The organism is Blautia sp. LMAG:89 (assembly GCF_008679485.1).
Classification (GTDB): domain Bacteria; phylum Bacillota; class Clostridia; order Lachnospirales; family Lachnospiraceae; genus Blautia_A; species Blautia_A fusiformis.
Genome location: NZ_NANC01000004.1, coordinates 381,633 through 400,710, shown reverse-complemented (window position 1 = coordinate 400,710; position 19,078 = coordinate 381,633). Strand labels below are relative to the sequence as shown.

The following is a 19,078-nucleotide window of genomic DNA, read 5'->3' as shown; positions in this document are numbered from 1 at the left end:
TTATAGGAAATTTCTGAACTGTATTAGTAAACGGGCATTTATATTTCATGCAACAAAACAACAATTATTGACATCAAAGTACATATTTTAAAGATGCTTCCGGTAGTATCATAAAACCATAATAATAACGAAGCGGGGCTGCGCCGCAGAATCAGCAGAAAATCAGGATTTTTGCCAAGAACAGAAAAATCTGTCACAGAAAAATCCAAAAAGACAGGCAGGAGGAACGAACATGATCAAAATTACATTTATGGGAGCAGGAAGCACGGTTTTCGCAAGAAATGTACTTGGTGACTGTATGTGTACACCGGCACTTCGCGAGAGCGAGATCGCACTTTATGATATCGATGAGAAGAGGCTGGAGGATTCCAGAATTATCTTAAGTGCCATCAACCACAACGTAAACGAGGATCGTGCAGTGATCAAGACCTATCTTGGTGCAGAGAACCGTAAAGATGCACTTCGAGATGCAGATTTCGTAGTCAATGCTATTCAGGTAGGCGGCTATGAGCCATGCACCGTAACAGACTTTGAGATCCCGAAGAAATACGGCATCAAACAGACAATCGCAGATACCCTGGGAATCGGCGGAATCATGCGTGCACTTCGTACCATTCCGGTTCTGGAAGAATTTGCCCGGGATATGGAAGAAGTCTGCCCGAACACTCTGTTCCTGAACTACTCCAACCCTATGGCAATGCTTACCGGCTATATGCAGCGTTTTACAAAGATCCGTACTGTAGGCCTCTGTCACAGCGTTCAGGTCTGCTCCCAGAAGCTTCTTGAGGGAATGGGAATGGAAGACAAGATTGAGGGACGTACAGAGCTGATCGCAGGTATCAACCACATGGCGTGGCTCCTTGAGATCCACGACAAAGACGGAAATGATCTGTATCCGGAGATCCGCAGAATTGCCGAGGAGAAGAATACCTCCGGTGAGAAGCATGAGGACATGGTGCGTTATGAGTATATCCGTCATCTTGGATACTATTGCACAGAGTCCAGTGAGCACAATGCAGAGTATAATCCGTTCTTCATTAAATCCAAATATCCGGAGATGATCGAGGAGTTCAATATTCCGCTTGACGAATATCCGAGAAGATGTATCAAACAGATCGAGGGCTGGGAAAAAGAGCGCGAGGATATCCTCAAGGATGGCAAGATCGGCCATGAGAGAAGTAAAGAGTATGCTTCTTATATCATGGAGGCTGTTGTTACAAACACACCGTACAAGATCGGTGGAAATGTTCTTAACAACGGTTACATCGATAACCTTCCGTCGGATGCCTGCGTAGAGGTTCCATGCTATATCGACGGAACCGGTGTACATCCGGTAAAAGTGGGCAAGCTTCCTACACAGCTGGCAGCTATGAATTCATCCAATATCAGCCCGCAGCTCCTTGCTATTGAGGCAGCAGTGACCAAAGACCGCCAGAAAATCTATCAGGCAGCCATGATGGACCCGCACACAGGTGCAGAGCTGAACATCAAAGACATCCAGGCAATGTGTGATGAGCTGATCGAGGCACACGGGGATTATATGAAGATGTACCGCTAAGGCAGGAAATGATCGGAAGGCAGCAAAAACTTTGAAATAAATATGCAAGGCAGCATATAAAGGCCGGAACACCAGAATGGGGAGGGTGTTCCGGCCTTTCTTTATATGGAACTTTTGATAAATAATAAAAACAACAGATCGCTGTCCAGGTCATGGAAGAACTGGAACGTCAGGGCAAAAAGATCCCGGAAGATGTTGCGGTAACCGGCTATGATAATTCACTATATGCAAGACAGGGACAGGGCATTACCACTATCACCCATCCCCAGGAAAAACTGGGAGATCGATGCTTATCCGGTTAATGAGATCGCAGAATATGTTCAGGATGTAAGCAAGGGAGATATTGATGTTCTGGTAGAAGAATATTATAATAAATATGACATGATTCTGGATGGACGTGACCCTGAGGAATTTAAGAAGCATGTAGCAGTCCAAGCAGGGATCGAGATCGGTTTTGAGCGCTTCCTCGAGGAGAAAAACTATCAGGCTATCGTAACACACTTTGGTGATCTGGGCTCCCTGAAGCAGCTTCCGGGACTTGCGATCCAGCGACTGATGGAAAAAGGCTATGGCTTCGGTGGCGAGGGTGACTGGAAAACAGCAGCTATGGGTATTGAAGCGGTTTATATTGATGGCGATACAACGATCCGGAATCTGCAGAATGAGCTGAGATGGAACAGCATGTATTTCAGCAAATAATATGGGAGGTTTTTTACAATGGGAGTAAATGAGGCAAAAACAGCAATTCTTGAGAATCGCACGGCTCTTGGTATTGAGTTTGGTTCCACAAGGATCAAGGCAGTTCTGGTGGACGATAAGAACCAGCCCATCGCATCCGGAGCCTATGAATGGGAGAACCAGTATGTGGATGGTATCTGGACATACAGCCTGGAGGAGATCTGGAAAGGTCTCCAGGGCAGTTACCAGGATATGGCAGAAGATGTTCAGAAAAAATATGGAGTGGAGCTTACAAGCGTAGGTGCGTTTGGTGTCAGTGCCATGATGCATGGCTATATGCCGTTTAATAAAGAGGGAGAGCTGATGGTCCCGTTCCGTACCTGGAGAAACAACATCACAGGAGAAGCCTCTGAGAAGCTGGCAGAGCTTTTCCATTACAATATCCCTCAGAGATGGAGCATCGCACACCTGTATCAGGCAATCCTTAACGGTGAGGAGCATGTAAAAGATATCGATTATATCACCACTCTGGAAGCCTATGTGCACTGGAAACTCACCGGAAAAAGAGTTCTTGGTATCGGTGATGCGGCAGGTATGTTCCCAATCGACAGTGAAACGAAGGACTATAACGAGGAGATGGTTCAGAAGTTCGATGAACTGGTTGCACCTTATGGTTTCCCATGGAAGCTTCGCGATATTATGCCGAAAGCTCTGGTGGCAGGTCAGGATGCAGGAGTTCTTACTGAGGAGGGCGCAAAACTTCTGGATGTAAGCGGAAATCTGAAAGCTGGAATCCCGATGTGTCCGCCTGAGGGAGACGCAGGAACCGGTATGGTTGCCACAAACAGTGTCCGTCGGCGTACCGGAAATGTTTCTGCGGGAACATCTGTATTTGCCATGATCGTCCTGGAGAAGGCACTTTCCAAACCGTATAAAGAAATCGACATGGTTACCACTCCGGCAGGAGATCCGGTTGCCATGGCACATTCCAACAACTGTACTTCGGATCTGAACGCATGGGTAAATGTGTTTAAGGAATTTGCAGAAGCTATGGGCATGGAAGTAGATATGAACAAACTGTTCGGAACTCTTTATAACAAAGCCATGGAAGGCGACCCGGACTGTGGCGGACTTCTTTCCTACTGCTATTTCTCCGGCGAGCATATGACCGGCTTTGAAGAGGGACGTCCACTGTTTGTACGTTCTCCTGAGAGCAAATTTACACTGGCAAACTTTATGCGAAATAATCTTTACACTTGCCTCGGCGCCATGCGTGTAGGTCTGGATATCCTTCTGAATCAGGAGCATGTAAAGATCGATAAGCTTCTGGGCCACGGCGGTCTCTTTAAGACAAAGGGGGTCGGCCAGCAGATCCTTGCAGATGCGGTAGATGCACCGGTATCCGTAATGTCTACAGCAGGAGAAGGCGGAGCCTGGGGAATCGCACTTTTGGCTTCCTATCTGATTAACAGGAGAGAAGGCGAAGACCTTGCGGATTTCCTGGATGAAGATGTCTTCAAAGGAAACGAAGGCAGCACACTGGCGCCGGAAGCAGAAGGTGTGAAAGGATTCAACGCATTTATGGATCGATATATGAAGGGTCTTGGCATTGAGCGTGCGGCTGTAGAGTCTGAGATTTGGTAAAACGAAGAACGGATTGAAATAAAAATCTTCGATTTACTGGCATAATAGAAAAATCCGTTAATTTCTTGTATGTGCTTAAAGAGGAATATAAATGAAGCAGATGGTTTATGAGAATAAGAAACCGACTCCGGGCCAGCTTGTGCATATCATGATCGACCGTCCAATGAACAGTTACCATCCGGAACACAAAGATCTTTTTTACCCGGTAAATTACGGCTACATCGAAGGGATCATCGCTCCGGACGGCGAGGAACAGGACGTTTATGTTCTGGGGATCGATCACCCGGTAAAGGAATTTATAGGAAAAGTGATAGCCATCATCCACCGCCTTAATGATGTGGAAGACAAATGGGTGGCAGTTCCGGAAGATATGACCATGACAGCACAGGAGATCAGAGAACAGGTCCGGTTTCAGGAACAGTATTTTGAGACGGAGATAGAGATGCTGAAATAATAAAAATGTAAAACAGGAGCAGACATGGTACGCCATGTGACTGCTCCTGTTTTTGTACAGGATCCATATATTATATATTTCTGTTATCTGCGATGCAGATAAACTGGATGACAGAGGATGCAAGGGAGCACCGGACTGGATTCTGTGAAAACAGGAATATATGAAGATTTGTGGATTGATTTTTCTGCTATGAAAATGAATGGATCTCATTGAAAATATTTCTTCATAATGTTATCATTGGACACGAAAAACACAGAAAAAATAAGAAAAAAAATTAAACGGTTGTATATGTGTCTGTAATATGACCAGAGACAGCCGGTCAGAGTGTCAGAGAGCAGAATGGTGGGTGGCTGAATGTTTGATGACCAGGGCTATACAGGAGGAGAACAGAATGAAATTAACCATGCTTGGAACAGGTAACGCACTGGTAACAGAGTGCTACAATACATGTTTTGTGCTCAGCGATGAGTACGGCCATTTTCTGGTTGACGGAGGCGGCGGAAATACAGTGCTTTCTCAGCTGAAGAAGGCTGGCGTTGATCTGATGGATGTTCATGAGATCTTTGTTACACATAAGCACGTAGACCATATCATGGGGATCGTGTGGGTGATCCGCATCATTTGCCAGAACATGAAAAAAGGCACTTATCAGGGCGAGGCAAACATCTATGCTCATGATGAAGTGATCGGACTTCTCAAAGACATGGCATTTAAGCTTCTGAATAAGAAGGAGACACAGTACATCGGTGACAGACTTCATCTGATCGAGGTAAAAGACGGCGAGAAAAAAACAATTCTTAATAAGAAAGTGACTTTCTTTGATATCGGTTCCACCAAGGCGAAACAGTTCGGATTCCAGATGATCTATGACGGTGGTAAGGTACTTACCTGCTGCGGAGACGAGCCATACAATGAATGTGAAGAGAAATACGCAAAAGGCAGCGACTGGATGTTCCACGAAGCATTCTGCCTGTATGGACAGCGTGATATCTTCAATCCCTATGAGAAGCATCACTCCACAGTTAAGGATGCCAGTGAGCTGGCTGAGAACCTTGGAGTTAAGAATCTTGTCCTGTATCACACAGAGGATAAGAACATTAAGAAACGTAAAGAGCTTTACGGAGCAGAAGGCAGAGAGTATTATCACGGAAATCTGTTTGTTCCGGATGATCTTGATGTGATCGAAATGTAATAACTGTAAAAAGAAAGACTGGAAGTATGGCATATGCTGTATTTCCGGTCTTATTATGTTTGGAAACAGAGAGGATACTAATAAATTTTATAGTACATCTGTCAGGTAGAAAAATACTTGTATGGCAAAAAGGTATCGTTTACAATAAAGAATACACACATAGCATTGCGAGAGCATGTCAATAAGAACAAATCTGAAAATTACAGATTCGGATCCGGCAAAAATAAGATTTTACAAATTACGAGGTGACAGAACATATGCCAGCAACAGATAACATCACACTTGAAAAAAAATACAGAAAACTCCAGGAAATCCTCCGTTCCCTGGGAAGTGTAGCCGTAGCTTTTTCCGGTGGAGTGGACTCCACATTTTTGCTGAAAGCTGCACAGGAAACACTTGGCGACAAAGCTATGGCCATTACCGCATGTCCATGCTCCTTCACCGACAGAGAACTGAAAGAAACGCAAGATTTCTGCCAGGAAAATCACATTTGCCAGGAGATATGCAAGATCAACGAATTCGACATCCCGGGGTTCCGTCAGAATCCGCCGGACCGCTGCTATATCTGCAAAAAAGCCATCTTTACCAGACTTTGGGAAGCTGCAAAGGCGCGCCATATGAACATGATCGTGGAAGGTTCCAACATGGATGATCTGGGCGACTACCGTCCGGGAAAAAGGGCTATCCAGGAGCTTGGGGTCCGCAGTCCGCTCCAGGAAGCAGGCCTCTATAAAGAAGAGATCCGGGAGCTGTCAAAAGACATGAATCTTCCAACCTGGAATAAGCCATCCTTTGCCTGTCTTGCTTCCAGATTTGTATACGGTGAGCCCATTACCGAGGAGAAGCTTCACATGGTAGATCAGGCCGAGCAGTTTCTGATGGATCTGGGATTCCATCAGTTCCGTGTTCGCATCCACGGTACCATGGCAAGGATCGAGGTTCCGGAAGAAGAGATCCTGAAAATTGCAGATAATGAAACAAGAACAAAGATCACAGAGAAATTCCGCACATTGGGATTTTCTTACGTGACTCTGGATCTTCAGGGCTTCCGTTCCGGAAGTATGAATGAAACACTGGGAAAATAAGTATCAGAAAATAAAATAATCCCCCGGAAATACCGCGCGAGAAGTATTTCCGGGGGATTGCTGCAAGAATAGAACCGGAGGCTCCGTTACTGTGTTCAAATCTTAATTTTCGGATTGAGAATATCTGCCTGGCAGGCTGTATATCTTACATATAATCTTTCAGCACATCATGATCCCGCAGTACTTTCTCAACCACAGTACCCTTCACAACATTCAGAAGTGGTTTCTTCAGTGCATTCAGCGGCCCTGGCAGCTGGATCTCCAGCGGGGATTTTCCGTCCATCAGTTTCACACTGCTGTCCAGAAGCTCACGGATATCGTAAACGCTTCCCCATACTTCCGGAACTCCACGGTCTACACCGAAAAGTCCGTATACAGCCTCCATTGCAGTACGTACGGAATACTCTGTTGTGAATACGGTATCACGAGGAGTTTCCGCAAACTGTCCCAGGAATGCAAAATTTACACAGCCATCCGGGATAACATCCGGGCGGTCACCTTTGGTACGCGGCATGAAGAAGGCGGTGATGTACGGCATCATGGTCGGAACGCAGACAGCGCTGTTTTCTGCCATATCGTCGATCTGATCTACCGGAACACCCAGGTGGTACAGCCACTCGGCGGTAATTTCCTTACCGGTACAATCCTTCATCGGCTTCTTGATATAATCACCGGGAACATCTGTGAACAATCCGTAAACCCATACACAGACCTTCTTCGGATCCTGCTCTTTGAACTGTCCCTGACGGTTGATGGTCCAGCTTAAGAGCCATTTGGAATCCTGGCAGCTTACGATACCACCGGTAACAACCTTGCCGGTACGTGGGTCACGCTGGCTGATATTGGTGATATAAGGGATAATACGGTCATCCAGAGTGGTGACAGTAGCGGATTCCCAGTTTGTTCTGGAAATGTCTGAGCAGAACTTTTCCGGATGTCCGAAGGAAGGATCCTGAGCTGCGATATTTTTCCACAGAGACCATACACCACTGGTGCGTACCTCTGCATCACCGTTTGGTGCGTGGTTCTGGTCGCCGTAGATCGTGCCCTCTGTACAGCTTCCGTTAGTGACGAAAACATAATCATTTTCTGTAAGAAGGATGCCCTGCTCCACATCTTTTACCTTGCATTCGATAGCAGTGGCGATCTTTTTGCCATCTTTAAAATTAAAGATCACGTTTGTGACCTCAGTATTAAACTGGAAGTCAACACCTGCATCCTCCAGATATTTTTTCATGGGAAGGATCAGGGATTCGTATTGGTTGTACTTGGTGAATTTCAGGGCGCTGAAATCCGGAAGACCTGCAATGTGGTGGATAAAACGCTGGAAGTAAAGCTTCATTTCCAGAGCACTGTGCCAGTTTTCAAATGCGAACATGGTCCTCCAGTACAGCCAGAAGGTGGAATCAAACACTTCATCATCAAATACATCTTCGATGGTTTTATCGTAAAGATCCTCATCCTTTGTCATAAACAGCTTCATGATCTCCATGCAACCCTTCTGGCTCAGGTTAAATTTTCCGTCGGTATGGGCATCCTGTCCACGGTTGACGGTTGCACGGCAGAGAGAATAGTTCGGGTCGTGCTTGTTCAGCCAGTAGAATTCGTCCAGAACAGAAGCACCCGGTTTTTCAAGAGAAGGAATACTGCGGAAAAGATCCCACAGGCACTCGAAATGGTTTTCCATCTCACGACCGCCACGCATGATATAGCCTCTGGACGGATCAAAGATTCCATCGCAGGCACCGCCGGCAATATCCATGGCTTCCAGGATGTGGATATGATCACCTGGCATCTGTGCGTCTCTTACCAGGAAGCATGCAGCAGCCAGGGAAGCAAGACCGCTTCCTACAATGTAGGCATGCTTGTCGTCCACACCTTCCGGTTTTTCCGGACGGGCAAAGGCTTCGTAGTTACCGTTGGAATAATAAATCCCTTTGCTGTTTTTGTCATGCTTTCCACGCTCGGTGTTGCGGTAGTTTGCAGTAGTTTCTTTCACATGGAGGTTTTCCTCTTCGTTGATCTCTCTTGTTTTTTTCATCAGCATGGCTGCGCCGGCTCCGGCTGCCGCAAGTGCTGCAAGTCCCATGAATCCTTTTTTATCTGACATATGACATCCACCTTTCGTAAATGAGATACCTGTTTGTATCGGATTAACTGTTCTTTGTTGCTGTTGAGGCTATGATAGCCCATCCGGAAAAAAGATTCTATTTACAAAATACCGAAAGTGTTCAGTTTTTTATCATTATGTCTGTTTTGATAAGTTTTTATTCTGTATGCATTTCTGCTGTTTTGTTTCTGGCGGCAAAATTGCGGATGGCGTTGTCGATGCTTCCGTACAGTGCGGTTGCGGTATCATCTGCGATTTCGCGATAATCTTCGCGCATGCCGTTTTTGATCCAGTCCAGCATGATCCCTACAAAGCTGTATTTATACAGATCTGCGATAAAAATTTTCTGTTCATCCGTGATGGGGATATCTTTTGATTTTTCTGTTACCACGCCCATAAGAAGATCGCAGGTAAGCTGGAACAGATAATTCTCGATCTGTTCCCGCCCCACGCAGCGGTATACATTTAAGATAAACGGCTTGTTTTCCATCACGGCATCAAAGATCTGCAGAAGCCCTTCATGCCATGTGGAAGAGGTTTTTTTGCCCTGAAGGGCAATTCTGGCATCTTCCAGACAGCACCACTCCACAAGATCATAGATATCTTTGAAATGATAGTAAAAAGTCATGCGGCTGATCCCGCAGTCCGTAGTCAGGTCGTTGATGGTGATCTTATCTAAAGGCTTCTTAAGAAGCAGATGTTTCAGGGATTCTTCCAGGGCAAGCTTGGTTGCGTTTGTCATGTCTTGCGGCCTCCTTTGGCAATGTTATAGTTATTAATATAACATGAAAGTGCACAGAAAATCCATGTTAAGCAGTGACTTTTCTGTGGAATTATGATAAACTAAACTTTGAATATTTTGCGAAACAGAACGGAGTGTACTATGAAGAAAAAATCAGTTTGTATCCTGCTGATCTTTGCTGCCGTGATAGTACTTACTTATGTGACAGGAGAATCCTATTACAGAGGAATCAGTGAAAAAGCAGGGTTGGATAAACAGGAAGAGAAAATATATAAATACCAGTACGACATGATCGTGGACAGCCCCGATTCCCAGTTCTGGCAGGCAGTATATGACAGTGCGAAGAAAAAAGCGGCTCCCAATAATGTACTGATTGAGATCATGGGGCCGGACAGAGAAACATCCTATGATAAACTTGATTATATGAATATGAGCATTGCGGCCAAGGCGGATGGTATTATCTTGCAGTATAATGGAGAAGCCGGTCTGGAAGAAGCGATCAATACTGCAGTAAGAAACGGAATACCGGTGGTTACAGTCATGAGTGATGCGGTGCACAGCCGCCGCCAGAGCTTTGTGGGAGTCAGCGATTATCAGCTTGGCATGGCTTACGGGGAAATTGTTGCCAAATACGTGGATGAGAACACGAAGAAGATCCTGATTCTGCAGAAACGGGACATTGATGATATGAACGAAAGTCAGATATACACTCAGATCAGCAATGCGGTGAAGATGGCAGCTGGTTCTGAGGATATTGAGATCAAGGGAAGGAATCTTCTGTCAACAGGAACCTTTGAAACAGAGGAGGCAGTTACTGATATTTTTCAGCAGAAGCGGAATGTTCCGGATATCCTTGTGTGTATGGATGAGGAGACAACGGAGTGTGCAAGACAGGCAATTCTGGATTTCAACCTTGCAGGAAAAGTGAAGATCATTGGTTATTATACATCTGAGGATATTCTGGCGGCAGTTGAAAAAGGTGTTATTTCAGTTACCTGTGATGTGGACACGACCCAGCTGGGACAGTACAGTGTGGAGGCAGTCACCAGCTATATAGAAGATGGAAGAACCAATTCTTTCTACAACGTAGACATTAATTTTCTTGACAGAACAGCAGTGAAGAAGATGAGGAGGGAGGCAGTCACAGATGAAAAAGATCCGTTGGAGTGACTTTTCTCTTGTAAGCAAGATCATGATCGAGGTTGGCGTGCTGGCAGTTTTACTGTTCAGCATCAACATGCTGTTTTATGCGCGGATCAACAACTCCATGCAGGAGATGGATGATGTGTATGCCAGCAATGCCCAGATCACAGAGCTTGGGCAGGTTTTTGACGATGTGCAGGACAGTATGTACCAGTATCTGAAGGTAAAAAACTCTCAGGCACTGATGGATTATTATCAGAATGAGGCGAAATACAGGCAGGAGCTGGAGAAGTTAAATGAACGGAATATTGATGATTCCGTAAAACTTCTGGAGAAGAAGATACGTAAGATGTCGGAATCATATCTTTACTGTACCGCAGGAACTGTAGCTGCCAAGAGAGGCAGGAATGTGGAGAAATATAAGCAGGAATATGATGAAAGTCTGGAGCTTTACAGTTATATCCAGAGTTCTATGGATGAGCTGAACAAGCAGCTTTTTAAAGAAAATTCCCAGACTTATGCAGCTCTCCGGGCGGTTATGAGATATCTGGAGATCAGTAATATGATGATCATGCTTCTGGTGGTGATCTGTGGAATGTTCCTTCTGATCATGGCAACAAGGGAGATGTTCCTGCCGCTGACTAATATGGCAGAAACTGCACAGCTGGTAGGTCAGGGGAATTTTAATGTAAAGATGCCCCCAGCAGATTCCAGGGATGAGCTTGGAACGGTAACAAGAGCCTTTAATACCATGGTGGATAATCTTGGTCTTTACATTGCCAGGACAAAGGCCAGCATGGAAAAAGAACAGCAGATGATAGAGAGGGAGCTTTTGATGGAAACACATCTCAAGGAGGCACAGCTTAAGTATCTCCAGTCTCAGATCAACCCGCATTTCCTTTTTAATTCCCTGAATGCAGGAGTACAGCTTGCAATGATGGAGGACGCAGAAAAAACCAGTATCTTTGTGGAAAAGATGGCAGATTTTTTTCGCTACAATGTAAAGAAGGGTGAGGAAGATGCCACACTGGAGGAAGAACTGGAGGCTGTGGACAATTACATTTATATTCTGAATGTACGGTTTGCCGGGGACATCCATTTTTCAAAAAAAGTGGAATGTGATGTGGAAAATGTACGTGTTCCCAGTATGATCCTGCAGCCGGTTGTGGAAAACGCAGTCAATCATGGAATCCGGAATATAGATTGGGAAGGACATATTGATCTCAGTGTGGAGAAATGGAACGACCATATTGAGATCAGTGTTCGGGATAACGGACTGGGCATGACCGGAGAACAGATACAAAGAGTACTGTCAAAAAAAGTCCACAGCAGTTCAGGCGAGGGTGATTCCACGGGAATCGGAATGAATAATGTGATCAGCCGTCTGGAACTGTATTATGAGCGGGACGGATTAATGGAAATATACAGTGAAGGTGAAGGAATGGGAACAGAGGTAGTGATCAATATTCCTCTGGAGAGGAGCGAAAAAAATGTACAGAATCCTGATTGCTGATGATGAGGGGATCATGCTGGAATCCCTGAAAAATATTATAAGTTCCAACTATGGAAATGAATGTGAGATCCATACAGCCAAGACAGGCCGTGTGGTTGTGGAGGAGGCGGAGAAATATCCGCCGGATATCTGCTTTATGGACATTCAGATGCCGGGCTTAAGTGGGATCCAGGCAATCCGGGAAATTCAGAAATTTAACAGATCTGTGGTCTTTGTGATCATTACAGCCTATGATAAATTTAATTATGCCAAGGAAGCGGTAAATCTTGGAGTTATGGAATTTCTTACCAAGCCGGTAAACAAAAAGGTGATTCTGGAAATATGCTCCAAAGCTATGGAAAAGGTAGATTCCACAAGACAGAAGCGAAGCGATGATCTCCGTATTCGTGAAAAGCTGGAGACAGTTGTACCCATGATCGAGAGCGGATATATCAATAATATTCTTCTGCAGGATGATTTTCAGACATATCAGGATAATTATAGGGAGCTTCTGGATATCCGGGAAGAATATGGATATATGATCGTGGCTGAATTCGGGGATTCCACAGAAAATGGCGTTCTTACCAATGCGGTGGGGGCCAGTGTGAAGGCAAACAAATTTTATTCCACATTCCGGGAAATCGCTCAGGGATTTTTTGAATGTCTGGTAGGACCCATTATGGGAAACCGTATTGTACTGCTTGTTCCGCACCGTAATTCCAGGGAGTCCTATGAGGAACGTGTGGAGGTTGTAACAAGAACCAGAAACATGGTACATAAGCTGGAAAGCAGGATCGACAGTAAATTTCGCTGTGGTATCGGCCGGGTGAAGGAGATGGGAAGCACCATGAAAGAATCCTTCAAGGAGGCCATGATCGCACTTCGGGAAAGCACCAGCCATGTTATACATATTGAGGATGTTCCGGCTGCACAGAAATATGACGGCGAATATCCAAGAGATCTGGAACGTCGCTATGAAAAGCGGGTGATGGATAAGGATGTGGCAGGAGCTTTAAGCTGTGCCGAGGAATTTATCAGGTGGATGGAGAAGCAGCCGGGAGTAGATCTGGAGGACATGCGCATCAAGATCCTGGAGCTTGTGATGGGAGTGGAAAAAAAGGCCTTTTTTGCAGGTACCGTGAAATATGCGATCAGCTGCCGCAGAAATTATATTCATGAGATCCAGGAATATACAGATATAGAAGGAATGAAAAAATGGTTCCTGGGCAAAACATCAGAAATCTGCAGTAACATGGAAATTGCAAGGGAAAAAGAAGCGGTTTCTATTATCGAAAAAGCAAAGTCCTATATTCGGGACAATTACAAAAAAGATATTTCACTGGATGAGGTGTCACGGGAGGTGGATATCAGCCCTTATTATTTCAGCAAGCTTTTTAAGCAGGAGACCGGAGGAAATTTTATCGAGTATCTTACAGAAGTGCGGCTTCGGAATGCAAGAGAACTTCTCAAGGATTCAGGGCTTTCCATCAAGGAGATCTGTGCGGAATCCGGATACAGCGACCCCAATTATTTCAGCAGGATATTCAAAAAATACGAAGGCGTGACACCAAGTGAATTCAGAGAGAGGTTGAGGTAGACAATATGAGCGGGGGGAAAATGATCAGGAAGCTGTTGATCTTGCTGTGTCTGTTGACATTGATGCTGAATGGCTGCGCTTCCGAAAAAACAAAGCAGACAGCTGCACAGGAAAACGATACAGAGGAAGACAGTGGTGAAAAGAAAATTCAGATCGGTCTTACAGTGGATTCCTTTGTTATTGAGAGGTGGATTCGTGACAGGGATGCATTCGTGGCAACCGCAAGGGAATTGGGAGCGGAAGTGAATGTTCAGGATGCGGGAGCAGATACAAAAGAGCAGATCAGCCAGATCGACTATTTTATCAAGAAGCATATGGATGTGATCGTGATCATTGCCAGAGACTGCAAGGCATTATCTGAGGCTGTGGAGCGTGCCCACAATGTAGGGATCAGGGTGATCTCCTATGACCGTATGGTAAATGATGCGGATACAGACATGTATATTTCTTTTGATAACCGGAAAGTCGGAGAGGTCATGGCACAGTCCATGATGGAAGCGATCCCTAATGGCGGAAAGATTTTTATGGTCCAGGGATCTGCTTCAGATAACAATGTGGACATGGTAAAAGAGGGATTTGAAGACACTCTGAAAAACAGTGATCTGAAGGTGGTTTACGAAGCCAACTGTGAGGGCTGGGTCGCGGAGCTGGCAGCAGATTATGTGGAGGAGGCACTGGAAGAGTACCCCGATGTAAAGGGAATCATGTGTGGAAATGATGATATTGCCAGCCAGGTGATACAGGTTCTTGCGGAAAACCAGCTTGCCGGACAGGTGATTGTGGTAGGCCAGGATGGTGATCTGGCTGCATGTCAGCGTATTGTAGAAGGAACCCAGTACATGACAGCATTTAAATCTATCGAAGATCTGGCATGCCAGGCAGCTGAATATGCGGTGAAGATGGCAGAAGAGGGAAAGCTTCCGTCAGATGTGACAGATACCATGAACGATGGAAGCTACGATATCCCGGCGAAGGTGCTGGAACCGGTTGCCGTTACAAGGGATAATATTGATGAGGTGATCATTGACGGCGGTTTCCACAGAAGGGATGAAGTATATCTCAATACAGATTATGATACAGAGTAATGCAGAACAGATTGCATACCGGCATATATGTGGTGGTGAAATTCTGCAAGTAATGTGGTAGTGTAGCCATATGTGCAATAATACACAATTATGACAAAAATCAATAGCAGATTTTTGGTGCAAAAATGTCTTGCCTGATGCAGGGCATTTTTCTTTTGCAAAAAAATGTCTCTGTCATTGCCAACTATGTCCAGACAGTCCTGTGCTATAGTAACATCATCGAAGGAAACGTGATTCCAAAAACAAATAATGAAACGGAGGATTTTACAATGAAAAGAAAAATGGTATCTGCACTTCTTTGCGCAACAATGGTAGCTGGTATGGTGGTAGTTCCGGCAGCAACAGCACAGGCAGCAGACAAGAAACTGATCGGTGTTACCATGCCGACCAAGGATCTCCAGAGATGGAACCAGGATGGCGAGAACATGAAGAAAGAGCTGGAGGCAGCAGGATATGAAGTAGACCTTCAGTATGCATCCAACGATGTAAGCACACAGGTTTCCCAGCTTGAGAACCAGGTAGCAAACGGATGCGACCTTCTGGTTGTGGCATCCATCGATGGAAGCAGCCTTGGCGAGCCACTGAAACAGGCCAAAGAAAAAGGAATTCCGGTTATCTCCTATGACCGTCTTCTTATGAATTCTGATGCAGTTTCCTATTATGCAACATTTGATAACTACAAAGTAGGACAGAAACAGGGCGAGTACCTGGTAGACGCACTGGATCTTGATAATCAGGATGGACCGTTTAACATCGAGCTGTTCACAGGAGATCCTGGTGATAATAACTGTAACTTCTTCTTCGGTGGTGCAATGGATGTTCTCCAGAAATACATCGATGACGGTAAGCTGGTAGTAAAATCCGGACAGACAGAGTTCGAGCAGGTTGCTACCGCAAACTGGGATAGTGCAAAAGCACAGGACAGAATGGATACCATCATCGCAGGTAACTACTCTGACGGAACAAACCTTGACGCAGTTCTCTGCTCCAACGATTCCACAGCCCTTGGTGTTGAGAATGCACTGGCAGCTTCCTACACAGGAGAATATCCGATCATCACCGGTCAGGACTGTGATACACCGAACGTTAAGAACCTTGTAGCAGGAAAACAGGCAATGTCCGTATTTAAAGATACAAGAGCTCTTGCATCTGCAGTAGTAAAAATGGTTGACTCCATCATGAAAGGTGAGGAGCCGGAAGTGAACGATACAAAATCCTATGATAACGGAACAGGTGTCATCCCGACATACCTTTGCGATCCGGTTGTTGTTACAACAGATAACTACAAAGAAATCCTGATCGATTCCGGATACTACACAGAGGATCAGATCAAATAATCATAATTTTTAAGAAAGAAATTTATCACATGCAGGCGGGGAATATAACCGCCTGCATGAACAGTGGAAAGGGAGGGAAATTGAGTTGGCTAAGATACTTCTGGAAATGAAAAATATCACCAAAACTTTCCCAGGTGTAAAGGCACTGGATAACGTTAATCTCCAGGTCGAGGAAGGCGAGATCCACGCACTGGTAGGTGAGAATGGTGCCGGTAAATCTACATTGATGAATGTATTAAGTGGTATTTATCCGTATGGTTCGTATGAAGGAAATATTATTTATGATGGTGAGATCTGTAAGTTTAACACTATCAAGGACAGTGAACATAAAGGAATTGTAATCATCCACCAGGAACTTGCTCTGATCCCGTATATGACCATCGGGGAGAACATGTATCTGGGTAATGAAAGAGGCAAAAGCTTTTCCATCAACTGGAATGAAACTTATGGAGAAGCAGATAAATATTTGAAAATAGTAGGACTGGAGGAATCCTCCAGAACTTTGATCAAGGATATTGGTGTAGGTAAACAGCAACTGGTTGAGATCGCAAAGGCACTTGCAAAGAATGCAAAGCTGCTCATTCTGGATGAGCCTACCGCATCACTGAATGAAGATGACTCCAAAGCTCTTCTGGATCTTCTTCTGAAATTCAAGAAGCAGGGAATGACCTCTATCATCATTTCCCATAAATTAAATGAGATTTCCTATGTGGCAGATAAGATCACAGTTATCCGAGATGGATCTACCATTGAAACACTGGATAAAAAGAAAGACGATTTTTCTGAGCAGAGGATCATTCAGGGAATGGTTGGACGTGAGATGACAGACCGGTTCCCGAAACGTCCAAATGTAAAGATCGGCGATGTTTCCATGGAAGTTAAGAACTGGAATGTTTACCATCCTCTGTATACAGAACGTAAGGTGGTAAATAACGTATCCTTTAAAGTACATAAAGGAGAGGTTGTCGGTATTTCAGGACTGATGGGAGCAGGACGTACAGAATTGGCCATGAGTATTTTTGGCAAGAGCTATGGAACTAAGATTTCCGGCCAGGTGTTCATGAATGGAAAAGAAGTGAAGCTGAATACAGTTCAGGAGGCTATTGACAACAAGCTCGCCTATGTTACAGAGGATCGAAAAGGAAACGGATTGATCCTTTCCAAGTCCATAAAGATGAACACTACGCTTGCAAACATGTCCGGTATCAGTAATGGAAAAGTGATCGATACGGATAAAGAATACGCAGTTGCTGAGGAATACAGGAAGAAACTGAAAACCAAGTGTCCGACAGTTGAGCAGAATGTCGGAAACCTGAGCGGTGGTAATCAGCAGAAGGTCCTTCTTGCAAAATGGATGTTTGCAGAGCCGGATATTCTGATCTTGGATGAACCTACAAGAGGTATTGACGTAGGTGCCAAATATGAAATCTACTGTATCATCAATGACCTGGTCGCAGCAGGAAAATCTGTGATCATGATCTCTTCTGAGCTTCCGGAAGTGCTTGGAATGTCAGACAGAATCTATATCATGAACGAGGGCAGATTCGTAGGTGAGGTAAGTGGTGAGGAAGCTACATCTGAGCTGATCATGTCCAGGATCGTGAAGTCAGGTAAAGGAGAGTAAGAAGATGGAGAAAAAGATTAGTTTTTCAGAAATATTAAAAAAATATACTATGGTCATTGTTCTGGTATTTGTTGTGATCATGTTTTCTGTGAACACAAAGGGAGTTATGCTTCTTCCGCAGAATGTAAATAACCTGGTAGCCCAGAATGCATATGTATTTATTCTTGCAACCGGTATGTTGTTCTGTATTTTAACAGGTGGTAACATCGATCTGTCAGTTGGTTCTGTTGTATGCTTTGTTGCTGCTGTCGGTGGTAAGATGATGGTTCTCAACAGTATGAACCCGTATCTCACTATGATCGTGATGCTTCTTGTGGGTATTGCCATTGGTGCATGGCAGGGATTCTGGATCGCTTATGTACGAATTCCTCCATTTATTGTTACTCTGGCAGGTATGCTTGCTTTTCGTGGCCTTTCCAACGTAGTTCTGGAAGGACAGACCCTGGCTCCGATGCCGGATGCTTATCTGGCTCTGTTCAATAACTATATTCCGGACTTCCTTGGTGGAGGTGAAGGATTTAACAGAACATGTTTTGTAGTTGGCATTATTGTCTGCATCCTCTATGTTGCACTTGTTATGAAAAACCGTGCAGACCGTGCAAAAAAAGGCTACAGTGTTGAGTCTTTCGGTGGTGTTGCAGTGAAGATGGTTCTGATCTGTGCAGTTGTTCTTGCATTCATGTTCAGACTTGCTCAGTACAAAGGTATCCCGAATTCCCTTCTCTGGGTTGTAGTGATCATCGCAATCTATACATACATTGCTTCCAAGACTACAACAGGTCGTTATTTTTATGCAGTTGGCGGTAATGAGAAGGCAACAAAGCTTTCCGGTATTGACACAAACAAGGTTTATTTCCTTGCTTACCTGAATATGGGCCTTCTGGCAGCTATTGCAGGTATGGTGACAATGGCCAGACTGAACTCATCCAACCCACAGGCAGGTACAAACTTCGAGATGGATGCGATCGGTGCATGTTTCATCGGTGGTGCTTCTGCTTATGGTGGTACCGGTACAGTTCCCGGTGTTATCATTGGTGCCCTCCTTATGGGTGTTCTGAACCTTGGTATGAGTATCATGGGTATTGACCAGAATATCCAGAAGGTTGTCAAAGGTATGGTTCTTCTTGCAGCCGTTATCTTCGATGTTGTCAGCAAGAGAAAATCTTTTATCGTAAAATAATAATAGTCAGCGAATCAGGACAGCAGGTTTTCGGAGTGATCCGGAACCTGCTGTTTTTGGGTGTATATACTGTTGTTTTATGTAAGGTTATTTTGTTACTGTTCACTGGTCAATGTCATTTAGTTAATTTTCAAGGTTAGATCTTATACATGAGGTC

Annotated in this window: 15 protein-coding genes and 1 pseudogene; 14 read left to right on the top strand and 2 right to left on the bottom strand. The window is 44.7% G+C overall.

Annotation, left to right across the window (positions count from 1 at the left end; translation table 11 throughout):
• Positions 1-232: 232 nt before the first annotated feature.
• The 7 genes and pseudogenes from CCC70_RS05895 (at position 233) to larE (ending at position 6,611) form a co-directional block, all read left to right on the top strand.
• Positions 233-1,558, top strand: coding sequence for an alpha-glucosidase/alpha-galactosidase (locus tag CCC70_RS05895; protein ID WP_118752814.1), 1,326 nt, complete (start codon positions 233-235; stop codon positions 1,556-1,558).
• 152 nt (positions 1,559-1,710) lie between these two features.
• Positions 1,711-1,860, top strand: coding sequence for a substrate-binding domain-containing protein (locus CCC70_RS16490; protein ID WP_110103297.1), 150 nt, complete (start codon positions 1,711-1,713; stop codon positions 1,858-1,860).
• Positions 1,835-2,167: pseudogene (locus CCC70_RS05885) on the top strand (L-arabinose isomerase family protein); the annotation flags it as partial. The gene CCC70_RS16490 and the pseudogene CCC70_RS05885, both read left to right, overlap by 26 nt.
• A gap of 108 nt (positions 2,168-2,275) precedes the next feature.
• Positions 2,276-3,880: an FGGY-family carbohydrate kinase gene (locus CCC70_RS05880; RefSeq protein WP_330577138.1), complete on the top strand. Its 1,605-nt coding sequence runs from the start codon at positions 2,276-2,278 to the stop codon at positions 3,878-3,880.
• Between the two features lie 91 nt (positions 3,881-3,971).
• Entirely contained in the window at positions 3,972-4,334 is a 363-nt protein-coding gene (locus CCC70_RS05875) for an inorganic diphosphatase (RefSeq protein WP_287084430.1), read from the top strand.
• A 391-nt stretch (positions 4,335-4,725) separates the two neighbouring features.
• Positions 4,726-5,526, top strand: coding sequence for an MBL fold metallo-hydrolase (locus CCC70_RS05870; RefSeq protein WP_129974597.1), 801 nt, complete (start codon positions 4,726-4,728; stop codon positions 5,524-5,526).
• A 257-nt stretch (positions 5,527-5,783) separates the two neighbouring features.
• Positions 5,784-6,611, top strand: coding sequence for an ATP-dependent sacrificial sulfur transferase LarE (gene larE / locus CCC70_RS05865; RefSeq protein WP_287084429.1), 828 nt, complete (start codon positions 5,784-5,786; stop codon positions 6,609-6,611).
• 145 nt (positions 6,612-6,756) lie between these two features.
• On the opposite strand, the gene CCC70_RS05860 is transcribed toward larE, so the two are convergent.
• Both CCC70_RS05860 and CCC70_RS05855 read right to left on the bottom strand, forming a co-directional pair.
• A complete protein-coding gene (locus tag CCC70_RS05860) occupies positions 6,757-8,721 on the bottom strand; it encodes an oleate hydratase (protein WP_138277089.1) in 1,965 nt (654 codons plus the stop codon).
• A gap of 157 nt (positions 8,722-8,878) precedes the next feature.
• Positions 8,879-9,463: a TetR/AcrR family transcriptional regulator gene (locus tag CCC70_RS05855; protein WP_015526040.1), complete on the bottom strand. Its 585-nt coding sequence runs from the start codon at positions 9,461-9,463 to the stop codon at positions 8,879-8,881.
• Between the two features lie 141 nt (positions 9,464-9,604).
• Between CCC70_RS05855 and CCC70_RS05850 the strand changes: the two genes are divergently transcribed.
• From CCC70_RS05850 to mmsB, 7 genes are all read left to right on the top strand, one after another.
• Positions 9,605-10,633 carry a sugar ABC transporter substrate-binding protein gene (locus CCC70_RS05850; protein WP_022426664.1) on the top strand — a complete coding sequence of 343 codons (1,029 nt, stop codon included), beginning with the start codon at positions 9,605-9,607 and terminating at the stop codon, positions 10,631-10,633.
• Complete coding sequence (locus tag CCC70_RS05845) at positions 10,611-12,119, top strand: sensor histidine kinase (protein ID WP_092070233.1); 1,509 nt, start codon at positions 10,611-10,613, stop codon at positions 12,117-12,119. The genes CCC70_RS05850 and CCC70_RS05845 overlap by 23 nt, the downstream gene beginning before the upstream one ends.
• Positions 12,097-13,695 carry a response regulator transcription factor gene (locus CCC70_RS05840; protein ID WP_138277090.1) on the top strand — a complete coding sequence of 533 codons (1,599 nt, stop codon included), beginning with the start codon at positions 12,097-12,099 and terminating at the stop codon, positions 13,693-13,695. The genes CCC70_RS05845 and CCC70_RS05840 overlap by 23 nt, the downstream gene beginning before the upstream one ends.
• Positions 13,696-13,700: 5 nt before the next feature.
• A complete protein-coding gene (locus CCC70_RS05835; RefSeq protein ID WP_242981972.1) occupies positions 13,701-14,780 on the top strand; it encodes a sugar ABC transporter substrate-binding protein in 1,080 nt (359 codons plus the stop codon).
• Between the two features lie 308 nt (positions 14,781-15,088).
• On the top strand, positions 15,089-16,117 hold the full coding sequence (gene chvE, locus CCC70_RS05830; protein WP_227574350.1) for a multiple monosaccharide ABC transporter substrate-binding protein: 1,029 nt from the start codon (positions 15,089-15,091) through the stop codon (positions 16,115-16,117).
• 85 nt (positions 16,118-16,202) lie between these two features.
• The gene (mmsA, locus tag CCC70_RS05825; protein WP_173736835.1) at positions 16,203-17,741 is read left to right on the top strand and encodes a multiple monosaccharide ABC transporter ATP-binding protein; all 1,539 of its coding nucleotides are present in this window, start codon (positions 16,203-16,205) and stop codon (positions 17,739-17,741) included.
• A 4-nt stretch (positions 17,742-17,745) separates the two neighbouring features.
• Positions 17,746-18,921 (top strand): multiple monosaccharide ABC transporter permease, encoded by a 1,176-nt coding sequence (mmsB, locus tag CCC70_RS05820; RefSeq protein WP_119238946.1) that lies wholly within the window; start codon positions 17,746-17,748, stop codon positions 18,919-18,921.
• Positions 18,922-19,078 lie beyond the last annotated feature (157 nt).

Bases quoted from the DNA above. Each gene is read 5' to 3' on its own strand.
- CCC70_RS05895 (WP_118752814.1), top strand. From the start codon at position 233: ATGATCAAAATTACATTTATGGGAGCAGGAAGCACGGTTTTCGCAAGA.
- CCC70_RS16490 (WP_110103297.1), top strand. From the start codon at position 1,711: ATGGAAGAACTGGAACGTCAGGGCAAAAAGATCCCGGAAGATGTTGCG.
- CCC70_RS05880 (WP_330577138.1), top strand. From the start codon at position 2,276: ATGGGAGTAAATGAGGCAAAAACAGCAATTCTTGAGAATCGCACGGCT.
- CCC70_RS05875 (WP_287084430.1), top strand. From the start codon at position 3,972: ATGAAGCAGATGGTTTATGAGAATAAGAAACCGACTCCGGGCCAGCTT.
- CCC70_RS05870 (WP_129974597.1), top strand. From the start codon at position 4,726: ATGAAATTAACCATGCTTGGAACAGGTAACGCACTGGTAACAGAGTGC.
- larE (WP_287084429.1), top strand. From the start codon at position 5,784: ATGCCAGCAACAGATAACATCACACTTGAAAAAAAATACAGAAAACTC.
- CCC70_RS05860 (WP_138277089.1), bottom strand. From the start codon at position 8,721: ATGTCAGATAAAAAAGGATTCATGGGACTTGCAGCACTTGCGGCAGCC.
- CCC70_RS05855 (WP_015526040.1), bottom strand. From the start codon at position 9,463: ATGACAAACGCAACCAAGCTTGCCCTGGAAGAATCCCTGAAACATCTG.
- CCC70_RS05850 (WP_022426664.1), top strand. From the start codon at position 9,605: ATGAAGAAAAAATCAGTTTGTATCCTGCTGATCTTTGCTGCCGTGATA.
- CCC70_RS05845 (WP_092070233.1), top strand. From the start codon at position 10,611: ATGAAAAAGATCCGTTGGAGTGACTTTTCTCTTGTAAGCAAGATCATG.
- CCC70_RS05840 (WP_138277090.1), top strand. From the start codon at position 12,097: ATGTACAGAATCCTGATTGCTGATGATGAGGGGATCATGCTGGAATCC.
- CCC70_RS05835 (WP_242981972.1), top strand. From the start codon at position 13,701: ATGAGCGGGGGGAAAATGATCAGGAAGCTGTTGATCTTGCTGTGTCTG.
- chvE (WP_227574350.1), top strand. From the start codon at position 15,089: ATGGTAGCTGGTATGGTGGTAGTTCCGGCAGCAACAGCACAGGCAGCA.
- mmsB (WP_119238946.1), top strand. From the start codon at position 17,746: ATGGAGAAAAAGATTAGTTTTTCAGAAATATTAAAAAAATATACTATG.